Annotated in this window: 11 protein-coding genes and 3 tRNA genes; 6 read left to right on the plus strand and 8 right to left on the minus strand. The window is 65.1% G+C overall.

The window, feature by feature from the left end:
- Positions 1 to 26 precede the first annotated feature (26 nt).
- The 4 genes from thiD (at position 27) to AC1DR7_RS02200 (ending at position 1973) form a co-directional block, all read left to right on the plus strand.
- The gene (gene thiD, locus AC1DR7_RS02185; protein WP_478053034.1) at positions 27 to 839 is read left to right on the plus strand and encodes a bifunctional hydroxymethylpyrimidine kinase/phosphomethylpyrimidine kinase; all 813 of its coding nucleotides are present in this window, start codon (positions 27 to 29) and stop codon (positions 837 to 839) included.
- On the plus strand, positions 836 to 1675 hold the full coding sequence (locus tag AC1DR7_RS02190) for an alpha/beta hydrolase family protein (protein WP_457320700.1): 840 nt from the start codon (positions 836 to 838) through the stop codon (positions 1673 to 1675). The genes thiD and AC1DR7_RS02190 overlap by 4 nt, the downstream gene beginning before the upstream one ends.
- 61 nt (positions 1676 to 1736) lie before the next feature.
- A tRNA-Arg gene (locus tag AC1DR7_RS02195) sits at positions 1737 to 1813 on the plus strand.
- An 83-nt stretch (positions 1814 to 1896) separates the two neighbouring features.
- Positions 1897 to 1973, plus strand: a tRNA-Arg gene (locus AC1DR7_RS02200).
- 486 nt (positions 1974 to 2459) lie between these two features.
- Here AC1DR7_RS02200 and AC1DR7_RS02205 read toward each other — a convergent pair.
- Together AC1DR7_RS02205 and AC1DR7_RS02210 are read right to left on the minus strand one after the other, a co-directional pair.
- A complete protein-coding gene (locus tag AC1DR7_RS02205) occupies positions 2460 to 3602 on the minus strand; it encodes an alpha/beta fold hydrolase (protein WP_457320699.1) in 1143 nt (380 codons plus the stop codon).
- Between the two features lie 162 nt (positions 3603 to 3764).
- A complete protein-coding gene (locus tag AC1DR7_RS02210) occupies positions 3765 to 4691 on the minus strand; it encodes a LysR family transcriptional regulator (RefSeq protein ID WP_457320697.1) in 927 nt (308 codons plus the stop codon).
- A 137-nt stretch (positions 4692 to 4828) separates the two neighbouring features.
- Here AC1DR7_RS02210 and AC1DR7_RS02215 point away from each other — a divergent pair, with 137 nt between their 5' ends.
- Positions 4829 to 5530, plus strand: a complete 702-nt coding sequence (locus AC1DR7_RS02215; RefSeq protein WP_478052120.1) for a pirin family protein — start codon at positions 4829 to 4831, stop codon at positions 5528 to 5530.
- 9 nt (positions 5531 to 5539) lie between these two features.
- Here AC1DR7_RS02215 and AC1DR7_RS02220 read toward each other — a convergent pair whose 3' ends face one another.
- The 4 genes from AC1DR7_RS02220 to AC1DR7_RS02235 form a co-directional block, all read right to left on the minus strand.
- Positions 5540 to 6298 carry a hypothetical protein gene (locus AC1DR7_RS02220; protein ID WP_457322325.1) on the minus strand — a complete coding sequence of 253 codons (759 nt, stop codon included), beginning with the start codon at positions 6296 to 6298 and terminating at the stop codon, positions 5540 to 5542.
- 115 nt (positions 6299 to 6413) lie between these two features.
- Complete coding sequence (locus AC1DR7_RS02225; protein ID WP_478051923.1) at positions 6414 to 7268, minus strand: hypothetical protein; 855 nt, start codon at positions 7266 to 7268, stop codon at positions 6414 to 6416.
- Positions 7265 to 7942, minus strand: a complete 678-nt coding sequence (locus AC1DR7_RS02230) for a hypothetical protein (protein WP_478051924.1) — start codon at positions 7940 to 7942, stop codon at positions 7265 to 7267. The genes AC1DR7_RS02225 and AC1DR7_RS02230 overlap by 4 nt, the downstream gene beginning before the upstream one ends.
- 241 nt (positions 7943 to 8183) lie before the next feature.
- Complete coding sequence (locus AC1DR7_RS02235; RefSeq protein ID WP_478076384.1) at positions 8184 to 10328, minus strand: TonB-dependent siderophore receptor; 2145 nt, start codon at positions 10326 to 10328, stop codon at positions 8184 to 8186.
- 380 nt (positions 10329 to 10708) lie between these two features.
- Between AC1DR7_RS02235 and AC1DR7_RS02240 the strand changes: the two genes are divergently transcribed.
- Complete coding sequence (locus tag AC1DR7_RS02240; RefSeq protein WP_457321949.1) at positions 10709 to 11929, plus strand: ISL3 family transposase; 1221 nt, start codon at positions 10709 to 10711, stop codon at positions 11927 to 11929.
- Between the two features lie 47 nt (positions 11930 to 11976).
- Here the strand turns inward: AC1DR7_RS02240 and AC1DR7_RS02245 are convergent.
- Both AC1DR7_RS02245 and csrA read right to left on the minus strand, forming a co-directional pair.
- Positions 11977 to 12069, minus strand: a tRNA-Ser gene (locus tag AC1DR7_RS02245).
- Positions 12070 to 12150: 81 nt separating this feature from the next.
- Positions 12151 to 12354 (minus strand): carbon storage regulator CsrA, encoded by a 204-nt coding sequence (gene csrA / locus AC1DR7_RS02250; protein WP_019183311.1) that lies wholly within the window; start codon positions 12352 to 12354, stop codon positions 12151 to 12153.
- Positions 12355 to 12362 lie beyond the last annotated feature (8 nt).

Consider the following 12362-nt stretch of genomic DNA (forward strand, 5'->3'; position numbering starts at 1 on the left):
GGTGGCAAACACTGCACAATCGCCGCATGAGCCCCGCTTCCAGCCCCGTCTCCGCCCTGACCATCGCCGGCTCCGATTCCGGCGGCGGCGCAGGCATCCAGGCCGATCTCAAGGCCTTCGCCGCGCACCGCGTGCATGGCCTGTCGGCGATCGCCGCCCTGACCGCACAGAACACCCGCGGCGTCACCGCCGTGCATGTGCCGCCCCTGGACTTCCTGCAGGCGCAGATCGATGCCTGCTTCGCCGATTTCGATATCCATGCGGTGAAGCTGGGCATGCTGGCCAATGCCGAGGTGATCGGCCTGGTCGCCGACGCGCTGGAAAAGCACCGCCCACCGCACGTGGTGCTGGATCCGGTGATGGTCGCCACCAGCGGCGCCAGGCTGCTCGAAGCCAGCGCAGTGGAGGCGATGCGCACGCGCCTGATCCCGCTGGCCACGCTGCTGACGCCCAACACACCCGAAGCCGAACTGCTGCTCGGCCGTCGCATCATCACCGCCGAGGATGCCGAAGATGCCGCCGACGCGTTGCTTGAACTGGGCGCCGGCGCGGTGCTGCTCAAGGGCGGCCATCTGGACGAAGGCAGCCGCGTGATCGATCGTTACTTCGACGGCGTCACCCGCGAAGAGTTCATCCATACCCGGCTGCCAGTGGATGCGCACGGCACCGGCTGCACGCTGGCCTCGGCGATCGCCGCGCAGCTGTGCCAGGGCCTGTCGCTGCCCAACGCCTGCGAAGCGGCGATCGACTACGTCGCGCGTGGCCTGCAGGGCGGTTACTACCCCGGCCGCAGCGAGGTGCTGGTGATCGACCACTTCGGCGCAGCACGCCCGGCATGATCGACGCACAGGCACTTCCGGTGGTCGCCGCCGACGGCCATCGCTTCGCGCTGCTGGCGCGGGTGCCGGCACAGCCGCGCGCGCGACTGCTCTGGTTACCGGCACTGGGGGTGGCCGCGCGCCACTACCTGCCACTGGCCGACGCGCTGGCCGCACACGGCGTGGCGGTGTACCTGCACGAATGGCGGGGCAACGGCAGCAGCAGCCTGCGCCCGTCGCACACACAAGATTGGGGCTATCGCGAGATCCTGGCGCTGGACCTGCCCGCCAGCCTGGCGCAGCTGGATGCCGGTGCGTCTGTCGAACGCATCATCGGTGGCCACAGCCTCGGCGGACAGCTGGCCTGCTGTTTCGCCGGCCTGCACCCCGCTGTCTTCCAGCGCCTGTGGCTGGTCGCCAGCGGCACGCCGTACTGGCGCACCTTCCCGGCGCCGCGCGGCTGGACCCTGCCCCTGATCTACCGGTTCCTGCCGTGGCTGGCGCAGCGCCAGGGCGTGCTGCACGGTCGCCGGCTCGGCTTCGGCGGCACCGAAGCGCGTGGCCTGATCGCCGACTGGGCCAAGGTGGGACTGAACAACCGCTATGCCGGGGTGGGCATCGGCGACGATCTTGAAGCCGGTCTGCGCGGCGTGCGCGCGCACGCCACCGCCGTGGTGATGGAACACGACTGGCTGGCCCCGCCCTCCTCCATGCAGGGCCTGCTGGCCAAGATGCCGCAGGTGGACGCCACGCTCAGCGTGGTGTCACCCGCAGCCCTTGGCGCGCGTGCCGATCACTTCGCCTGGATGAAATCCCCGACGGCCGTGGCAGCGCTGCTTTTTCATTCATTTGAATGAAGACCTTCACAAAAGCGTTGACGAATGCGACGTGCATCCGCATAATTCCGCTCCTGTTGACGCGCCCGTAGCTCAGTTGGATAGAGTACCTGGCTACGAACCAGGCGGTCGGGAGTTCGAATCTCTCCGGGCGCACCATTACATCGCACGGCAGGCCCGCCCTGCCCTCCCGTCGAACGTRGCAACACGCGCGGCAGGAAAGACAACCAGACAATGCAAATGCGCCCGTAGCTCAGTTGGATAGAGTACCTGGCTACGAACCAGGCGGTCGGGAGTTCGAATCTCTCCGGGCGCACCATTGCATAGACGAAGACAGCAGCCATCGGCTGCTGTTTTTTTTGGTTCTCCGCTCCCATGCGGGGCAAGCACGAAGCGCGCTCTGGATCTTTTCCCACGCAGCGGGTCGGCGAGTCGGTGGGTCGGGCGCTGGGCCCGCATGCCCTTGGAGGCGAAATAAAGGAGGAGGTGGCGGCCGCAGGCCGACGCCGGGGGACATTCGCCGGAAAGGGCATGGGGCCCAACGCCCGACCCACCGACCCACTTCAGAAATGCCTGGCTTTTAACTGCTTACCGCAAGCCGAGTCCCGTAGCGGCCGGTACGCCCCTGGGCAAAATCAAGGAGGAGGCCGCCACGCGGCCGGGGGACATTTGCGCCAGGGGCGYACYGGCCGCTACGGGGCCCATACGCTCGCGACAGACCCGAGCGAGGACACAGCGCGATGCACTCGGGAAGACCGCCTGGAGCCGGCCAGCGGCCGGCACTACCCGTCTACGGAACGACGCATCATCCGCGCGGCGTGGCCGCTACCTGCGCCATTGCCATTCGATCGGCCTCCTCCGGCAACGCCGGCGACGCGCACTGGGCCCCGGCACGGCCTTCCTGCGCCAGCCAGTCGTCCACCACCCCGCCCAGCAGGTCCACTCGCAACGGCAAGGTGATGTGGTCTTCGCCGCGCATCTCGATGTAATGCACGCGCGGACTGGCCGCCGCCAGYCGACGCCCCTGGCTCACCTGCACATGCTGGTCGTCCTGGCCGTGCAGCAACAGCACACAGGCGCGCGTATCGGCCAGCGCGCGCGCGACATCCACGCGGTCCAGGTCCAGGTCCAGGCGCTGGCTGGCCGCGGCGATCACCTGGTTGATGTCCTGGCTGCCGTAGCGCCAGCGCCCGTAGGCGGCCATCGCCTGCGCCTTCCAGCCCCTGGGCTGCAATGACATCAGGTGCGGAATCATGCTGCGGATGGCATCGCCGGCGTTGGCGAAGGACTCCATCGCCACCACCCCGGCAACCCGGTCGCCCAGCTTGTCGGCAGTGAACAACGCAGTGGCCGCGCCGTAGGACACGCCGAACAGATACAGCGGCCCAACCACCTCATGCCGCGCCTGCAGCGCATTGATCACATCGATGACGTCATCGGATTCGAACGTGCCATACCCCGACGGTCCGGCACCCGAATGCCCGTGGTTGCGCAGGTCGATGGTGACCACACGGTAGCCGGACTGGGCCAGCTGCAATGACCACGGCAGCATCGCATCGCCGTTCATCATCCAGCCGTGCAGCAGCACCACCGTGCCGCGCGGTGCCTGCGGCTGGAACGGATGCGGCAGGTCCAGCGCCAGGCCGGTGCGCAGCGGCTCGCCGTTGTCGTGCTGCTGGGCCAGATAGGCGTAGCGCAACCCGTACTGGCCCGGGTCGAAGGCCCGCCAGAAGATCGGCACACCGGCACGCCCGGTCACCCGGCCGTGCCGGTTGGGCACGCTGTCCACGGCCTCGGCGATGCGCGGGATGTCCAGCAACGTGGACACCCCGCCCGGCGCGACCAGGCGATCGCTGAGCGAGGTCGAGCGGGAGGTGGAGGTCAGCGGGGAGCAGGCGGCCAGCCACAGGCCGGCCCCGGCCAGCAACAACAGCAGCAGGCGCTTCATGGGGATACAGGGGGAATCCGATTGAGTCAGGCAGGTTACGGATCGCGCGGTCGGCGCTCTATCGCATCCGTATGACCATCCGATGACACGGCGGCAATGATTCAGCTTGAAGGGCGCGACCGTTGCGGACGCCGATGCCTGGAGTCGCCGGCGGCGCCGCACTCACCCCAGCCACGCCTCCATCGTCGGCCACCAGCCCGCCATCACCTGCGGCCCCTGCATCCGCGTACGCCACCAGCGCAGCGCGGCCCCCTCCTCACCCGGCCGCCAGGCCAGCCAGAACGTCTCGTCCGGCTTGGGTTCCTCAACCGGCTTGATCACCAACCGGCCCTGCGCCACCGCGTGCCGCACGTACGGCGCGGGCAGGAAGCCAAAGCCCAGCCCGGCGCACTGCAGACGGAACTTGCTGACCATGTCCGGCACGGTCACCGTTTCCTGCCCCATCAGCAGGCCGACGGTGCGCGGCAGCAGCCGACGCGCCGAATCAGCCACCGCGATCGCGCAATGCGCGGCCAGCTGCTCGCGGTCCAGGGGACCGGCGACCGCGGCCAGCGGATGCGAAGGCGCCACCGCGAACACGAATTCCACCACGCCCATCGGCTCGACCACATAGCCACCACCACTGGGCCCTTCGCCTGCCGCCCCCACCAGCAGGTCCGCACGCCGGTCCAGCAGCGCCTCCCAGGTGCCGGACAACGACTCGCACAGCAGCCGCACCCGGGTCTGCTCGGCCACCGCATTGAACGCGCGCACGTCCTCAGCCAGCAGCGACGGGGGGAACATCGAATCGACCGCGATGGTCAGCTCCGCCTCCCAGCCCGACGCTACCCGGCGCACCCGCATCTCCAGCTCGCGGGCCGCCCGCAGCAGGTGCCGCCCCTCTTCCAGCAGCGCCTGCCCGGCCGCGGTCAGCTGGGCGCGCGGCCCGATGCGGTCGAACAGTTGCACGCCCAGGTCCTGCTCGAGCTTGGACACGGTGTAGGAAATGGTCGAAGGCACCTTGTGCAGCGCCTTGCCGGCCGCCGCGAACGAGCCGCGTCGGTCGATGGCATCAAGGATCTGCAGGGCGTCGAGGCTGAGCTTGAGCATTCGAATTTTTCGATGATGGCTTACGAAACTATCCGTTTTTCAAACCCGAGGTGCAAGCGGATACTGGCGCCAACAGGAAAGGGCAGCGGCAAACGCCACCCCGACCATCATCGAAACTGTCGAACAAGGAGCATCCCATGCTGCAGGTCCGCAAGAGCAACAGCCGTGGCCACGCCGATCACGGCTGGCTGTCCTCCCACCACACCTTCTCCTTTGCCGGCTACCACGACCCGCGCTATGTCAGCGTCGGTCCACTGCGGGTGATCAACGAAGACCGCGTTCAGGGCGGCCAAGGCTTCGGTACCCACAGCCACGCCAACATGGAGATCATTTCCTACGTGCTGGGCGGCGCACTGGAGCACAAGGACTCGATGGGCACTGGCTCGGTGCTGCGCTACGGCGATGTGCAGCGCATGAGCGCCGGCAGCGGCGTCAGCCACAGCGAGTTCAACCACTCGGCGGACGAACCGGTGCACTTCCTGCAGATCTGGCTGTTCCCCGACCAGGAGAACATCACCCCCAGCTACCAGGAAACCCACTTCGCGCCGGAGACCAAGCGTGGACAGCTGCGGCTGATCGCCTCGAAGGATGGTCGCGACGGCTCGCTGCTGATCCATCAGGACGTGAACCTCTACGCCACCCTTCTCGAGGGCAGTGAACGCGTGCAGTTGCCGCTGGCCCCGCGCCGCGGCGCCTATGTGCAGGTTGCCCGCGGACAGGTACAGGTCAACGGCATCACCCTGGACACCGGCGATGCGCTGCAGATCCGCGACGAGGCCCAGGTGACGCTGGAGAACGCCAGCGACGCCGAAGTGATCGTCTTCGATCTGCCGCTGTAAGGCCCCACCTTACGCGTCCCGAGCTGCTCGGGGCGCGGCGTGCCTGCCGCCCGCTTCGGCGCTGGGAGAGAAGCCGAGTCTCATCTCGATCATGCGATGAAGCTCTCTGATGGGGTGCGGGGGCAATTGGCCTGCAGTGCCTCCCTCCTCCCATGCCAGTGCGATCGCCAGCTGCTCGAGCAATGGACCCGAGTCTACGACTGCGCACTCGAAGCATGTCGCGATCATGGACATATCTCCTGCCCTGGCGCACGCAACAGCGAGGTGAAAGGACGTGCCTCGCTGCTGGTGCAACATCACCAAACCCATGATCCTCTGTGCGGATATCTCAGGCACGGTTGCTAGACAATCCGCAGCAAACATCATGCGCGCTGAACGTCCGTTGCCGTCGCTAAGCAAGTGGATCGTCAAAAAGACAATGTACGACGCCAGGGCCCCTCCTATCGAAAGGCGCCCCGTCGCGCTCAGCTCCCGTCGCCGCTCAATCAAGCACCGCATGGCGCGCTGGGCCTGGTTCGGGTGGGGCGGCAAAAATCCTCGACTGAACGGATTGGCCGTGTTGATTCGCATGCCGCCCAGGTGGGCAAACGCTGACAGCCCTGTAAGTGCCTCCAGCGATTTTTTCAATTCCCGGAAACTCGCCGCCCGGTGCGTCGCCTCGAGACTGCGCCCCAATCGACCGCTTGCAGCCAATCGCCGAAACCGGGCCACGTTTTCCAGATAGTCATCGACACCATTGAAGCTGTCGTGCACGAGGAAGGCAGCCATCCATGGCTGCGCACGCGCGTCAAACGTCCTGGGCTGGGCCTTCGGCTCCCAATCCAGAAGCTGTGCAAAAGCGCCATCAATCCAGGCATCGGAACAACGAAAACACGCGTTCACGCTACTTGCGCTCATAAACTGTGATCACATCTGCACCGCCTCCAGCGCGATGCAGCTGGTAAAGGTCCGACCACTGAGCCCCATTTGGACGTGCATCGAGGCCTGGTGCAGGAATTCCACGAAGCTGGGCGTCGTCACCCAGGTGTCGAAGAAATTCTGTCGTGTGCCGTTGCACATCTGCACCTCGCGCGGACATATCGAACTCGGCAATGTCCCGGTCAATGAGAAACTGGACCGTGTGATCACCAAGGATCCTTGCAACCTCGAGACGAGCGCGATACACCGCGTCGAGGTCCGGCTTACCAACGCCGAGCCGCTCCTGCACCAGCATGCGCTCGGCTACCGCCGCCTCTTCACTCGCGTAGATCGAGCCCATGGCGGCTGCACCCATCAGGACCGCCGTCGCGCTTGAGAGCTGCTTCCGCTCAACCAATGCCAACCCGTGCAGCGTGGCCAGGCGAGGATCCCGAGTTCCCCGCAGCGCCTTGGTGTCCAGCGACGCCAGGCTTTCCAGGTCCTTCCGCGTTGGATAATAGTGCCGATCCAGCCACGCCGCCTCATCGGCAGACAACGCCAGCAGGCGCGGGTCTCTCGCGAAAAGGTCCTGCACGCTTGTCTGTCTGGCGACCACGTTGCTGGCCGTCTTGGGGTCCCTTATGCCAGACCTCTCCTCGCGAAAACGACGGTCCGCTTGCGCATAATCATTCAAGGATTCGAATTGGGTCGCGAGCTCAGCTTCCGTTCCATCCCGTGTGGACAACCACTGCCAGCAACCAAGACCGGCGATGCCGAGAACGACAACCGCACCCATCGACGCCGCCCTCTTTCCTTTTAAATTGGCAACCCGGAGCGTCATCCACACAATCCCTTGAAGATGCCGCTGTCCTGCCGACAGAAGGCTTCTTCCTGCGCCTTGATGAATGCAGGCAGGGACGTCCACGGCTCAACCCACTCCCACTGCAGGAATTTGGCGTATGCGGTGGCCTGTCCGACGACGAACACGCCGAACGCCACAAAGGCAGAATCGCCCATACTTTGCTGGGCTTGCGCGATCATGTCGTCACGCAGCCTTTCGTCGCATTGGTGCTTGTCCGATCCTGCCGTGCCGTAACACATGTCATGCACGTCGCAAGCCTGACGGAAGACGTATCCGAAATACGCCGCGCCCGGCTGCAACGCAGGGGAAGCTATAAGGTAATCGGGCACACCAGGACCACCTGCAGCACCGCAACCGTTGACCTGCAGCGGCGGCGGATTGTGGACGTCGCAACCTGCGCCCTCCCAGACCATTGCGGGAAAGTCCTGGCACCATTCGATCCGCTGATTATCGTGCTTGGGATCGGATGATCCATCGCCGGATCCCCATGATCCTCCTCCTCCAAACCCGCCGCCGGGCGGGCGGTATCCAATGACCTGACAACCGGTCTGGATGCTGCAGTATCCCCCGGCACCTGCGGCCGGAATCATCCCCGCCGCCCTGGCCGCCAGCAGACTTGCTATCACCAACTTCAGTGCGTTCGATTCCTTCATCAGGGCCTCCGTTGAGCTGCAGGCGGACGCAATGTCGCGCTTGCTTCCGCCTTTGCGCGGAAGCCTGAAGCTACAGAGGACGCATTTCGCCTGAAGTAGGAATTCCCCTTGTCGTGGCGTCGCCTTGACGCGATCTGGAACCCACTTACCGATTGCAGGCGCAGGGCGCGCGACACCCGACCGCGAGCAGGCGCGCTAAAGCACCCCGGCCTGGACCGGCCGGGGTGCCGATACCACTACCTTAGAATTTGTACGTCACCGTCAGCCGCACGTTGCGCGGCTCGCCCCAGGTGTAGGTGCTGTACCAGCTGAAGATCGTGTAGTAGTGCTTGTCGAGCAGGTTGTTGACGTTGAGCGTGGCCGACAACTGGTCGTTGAACTGGTAGCGCGCCATCGCATCCAGCAGCCAATACGGCTCGGTGCGATGGACCTGGCTCTGGCCGTCGGCCGGGTTGGTGATCGTGCCGAACGTGGTCCCCTGCCAGCGCGCCCCGCCCCCCACGCTCCAACCCTGCATCGGCCCGGTCAGGCGATAGCTGGTGTGCAGGCTGAACTGGTCTTCCGGCTCCAGCGTGGAGACCTTGGTGGACTGCTGGCGTGCGATCTTGTGCGCGTAACCGCCCTGCACCTGCCAGCCCGGCGCGACCTGGCCGGACATCTCCAGCTCGTAGCCCTTGGTGCGCACGCCCATCAACCCGCGATAGGCGATCCCGCCGCTCGGAGTGAGCCCGCCGGTGGGTTCGGCGAAGTTGTCCTGGTCCAGCTGGAACACCGCTGCGCTGGCGTTGAAGCGGCCGTCGAAGAACTCCGCCTTCAGGCCCGCTTCGTAGCTGCGCCCTTCCAGCGGGTCGAGCACCCTGCCCTGCTCATCCTGGTTGCCCTGCGGCTTGAAGATGGTGCTGTAGCTGGCGAACACCGAGAAGTTGCGGTTGAGGTCATAAACCAGGCCCGCGTACGGCACGATCACGCCACTTTCGTCGGTGTCCGGCGATTTATAGTTGGCGATGCGGCTGCCGACGATCAGCTTGAGCGGATCGGCCAGGTCGAAGCGACCCACCACGTAGGCACCGCTCTCGCGGGTGATCTGGTCATCGCCGTAACCCCACTGCCAGTCCGGCTCGGGCACATCCCCGGTCCAGGCGTAGTAGTCGGCCACAGCGGTCGCGTAGCCCGGCTGCGGCGAGTAACCGTTGTTGATCCAGTGCTTGCGCGACACGCTGCCACCGACCACCAGCTCGTGCTCGCGCCCGAACCACTCGAACTTGCCGCTCACATACAGATCAGCCGCGTTGCTGGTGGTCTCGCCGACGTACTTGCCCACCCACATGCTCACGCCCGCGCCGGTCACCGGGTCGGGATTGCCACCGGCCGCCGCGCCCAGCGGGGCGTCGTAGCCGTTGACCTGGTGGTTGAGCTGCAGCTTGGCCACCCAGTCGTTGCCAAAGGTGTGTTCGAGCGTGGCGAAGGCGGTGCGGCTGTACTGCGCCCAGCTGCTCCAGCGCGCCCCGTTGTTGAACGAACGCGGCATGTTGTTGAAGTTGCCCTGGCTGTCCAGCAGCGGAATGCCACCCCAGCTGGAGCCCTGCGGATCGCTGTCCTGGTAGTCGGCGCCGACGGTGAGCAGCGTGTTGTCGGTGAGGTCGGCCTCGAGGATGCCGTAGARCACCTGGTTGGTGCGCTGGTAGTGGTCGACGTTGGAGTGCTTGTCCTGGTAAGCGGCAACCGCACGACCGCGCACGCGCCCGCTCTCGGTCAGCGGCCCGCCGACATCGAACTCGGCGCGATAGCTGTCCCATGCGCCGGCGCCCAGCGTGGCACTGCCGGCCAGTTCGCGGGTGGGCTTCTTGCGCACCAGGTTGATGGTCGCGCCCGGATCGCCCATGCCGGTCAGCAGGCCAGTAGCGCCCTTGAGCACTTCGACGCGATCGTAGATGGCCATGTCGCTGAGCGTATTGCCCGCCGAGTACGCCGAGTCGCGCGCCATCGGAATGCCGTCGTACTGGAAGTTCTGCACGGCAAAGCCGCGCGCGTAGTACTCGGTGCGTTCGCTGTCGTAAGTGACGATGCTGATGCCGGGGGTGACCTTCATGACATCGTCGATGCCGTTGAGGCCGAAGTCGTTCATTTCCTGCCGCGTGATCACGCTGATCGACTGCGGTGTCTGGCGCGGACTCAGCACCAGCCGGGTGGCGGTGGCGATCGTGCCGGGCGTGTAGGAATCACTGCCTTCGGTGACGGTACCCAGCTGGTTGGCGGTGACCTGCACCGTCTGCAGGGTCTGCGCGGCATCCTGCTTCGGTGGCGCCGGCGCCTCTTCGGCCTGTGCAGCGGCGGCAAACAGGGCCAAACCCAGCACGCCGGCCATCGCCTGGCTCAGCGGGGACATCTGCGGCAGCGACGAACGATCGGCACGACGGCGACCCGCAAGGGCCTGGGCAACACGAATCGGAGCAACGGACACGGCAACGCCTCCAGAAAGGAAAGAAAATCCTCTGGCGGCGGCTCGAGGTAAAGGGAGTGCCGGGCGAGCAGTGCATCGCCGCGGCGGCAGCGGCATTCTACGCCACTGGCGCGATTGCGACACCTGGCAGGTGACCGGCCTGCGGTGGTGCTGCGAGACGGTCCGCGCACTACGGGTCGCCAGGCGCACGCAGGCAGAATCGGCCGGCAAACAGCCAAAGAAAAAGGTTCTTCGCGGGTTACCGTGGAGTCTTGTCTGATCAGCGATACCCTTGAGGCCTGATTTGCCGGCTCAAGGGTGAGGCCATGCTGGACCGGAAAACGATTGAGAAGCTTGGTGGCTGGGAGGGCTATCGGGTGGAGCGGGTGGCATGGCCTGAGGATGGTAGTCGGACTGTCACGATCCACCTCAAGCCATCGGCACGGATGATGTACTGCGAGCACTGCGGCGGCCGCTGCAGGCAGGTGCACGAGACGACAGTGCGCCGGGTACGGGATCTGCCGATGATGGCGTTTCGTGTTGCTTTGGTGGTTCCCCGGCGGCGGGTCTGGTGCGATCAGTGTGGTGGTCCGCGGCTGGAGAAGCTGAGCTGGCTGGGTCGCTATCAGCGGGTTACGGACCGGCTGGCTGAGGCAGTCAACCAGTTGCTTGCTTCCAGCAACATCCTGGCGGTCTCCCGCTTCTTCCAGCTCGGGTGGCACACGGTCAAAGCACTGGATAAAGCCCTGTTGCGCCAGACGGTTCGAGAGCCGGACTGGAGTCAGATTCACTATCTGGCGATGGACGAGTTTGCGCTGCACAAAGGCCATCGCTACGCCACCGTCGTTGTCGATCCGATCAGTCGTCAGGTGTTGTGGCTCGGCAATGGCCGCTCCCGCGACACTGTCGCGTCCTTCTTCAAGCAGCTTCCCACGGGTATCGCCGAGCAGATCCGAGCTGTAGCGATCGACATGACGACTGCCTATGAGCTGGAGATTCGGGCCAACTGTCCCAACGCCGAGATCGTCTACGACTTGTTTCATGTGGTGGCCAAATATGGCCGTGAAGTGGTCGACCGGGTTCGTGTCGACCAGGCCAACAAGCTGCGGCACGACAAACCAGCCCGTCGGGTGATCAAGTCCAGTCGCTGGCTGCTTCTGCGCAACCAGGAGAACCTTGATCGGCGGCAAACCGTGCAACTGAGCGAGCTACTTGAAGCCAACCAGCCGCTGCTCACCGCCTATCTCATGCGCGATGAGCTGAAGCGTTTGTGGTTCTACCGCCGCCCTGGCTGGGCCCAGCAGGCGTGGGACCGCTGGCTGGAACAAGCTCAGAGCAGCGGAATCGCTGCACTGGCCTTGTTCGCACAACGGCTCAAAGCCTATCTGCACGGGATCCTGTCTCGCTGCCGACACCAGCTCAACACCAGCATCGTCGAAGGCATCAACAACACCATCAAGGTCATCAAACGCCGGGCCTACGGCTATCGGGATCAGGAGTACTTCTTCCTGAAGATCCGCGCCGCCTTCCCCGGTATTCCACGATGAACCAAGAAAAAGCCCCTGAGCTTGCGCTCAGGGGCTTTCTTTACATCTGGCGGAGCGGGAGGGATTCGAACCCTCGATAGAGTTTTAAGCCCTATACTCCCTTAGCAGGGGAGCCCCTTCAGCCACTCGGGCACCGCTCCAGTGTTCTTGATCCGCCGCTGCGCTGTTTCATCTCAGCGGGGGCGCGAAGAATAACTTTTTTCGCACCCGAAGGTAAAGCCTTAATCCGAAGAATTTTCACTTCCGGATGCATTCGGCTCGTCGCCGCGCTGGATCCGCTGGTAAATCTCTTCCCGGTGCACGGCCACGTCCTTCGGAGCGGTGATGCCAATACGCACCTGGTTGCCCTTGACGCCGAGCACGGTCACGCTGACCGAGTCACCGATCATCAGGGTTTCGCCTACACGGCGAGTCAAGATCAACATTTTTGCAA

The sequence above is a fragment of the Stenotrophomonas sp. P5_A9 genome, assembly GCF_056400525.1.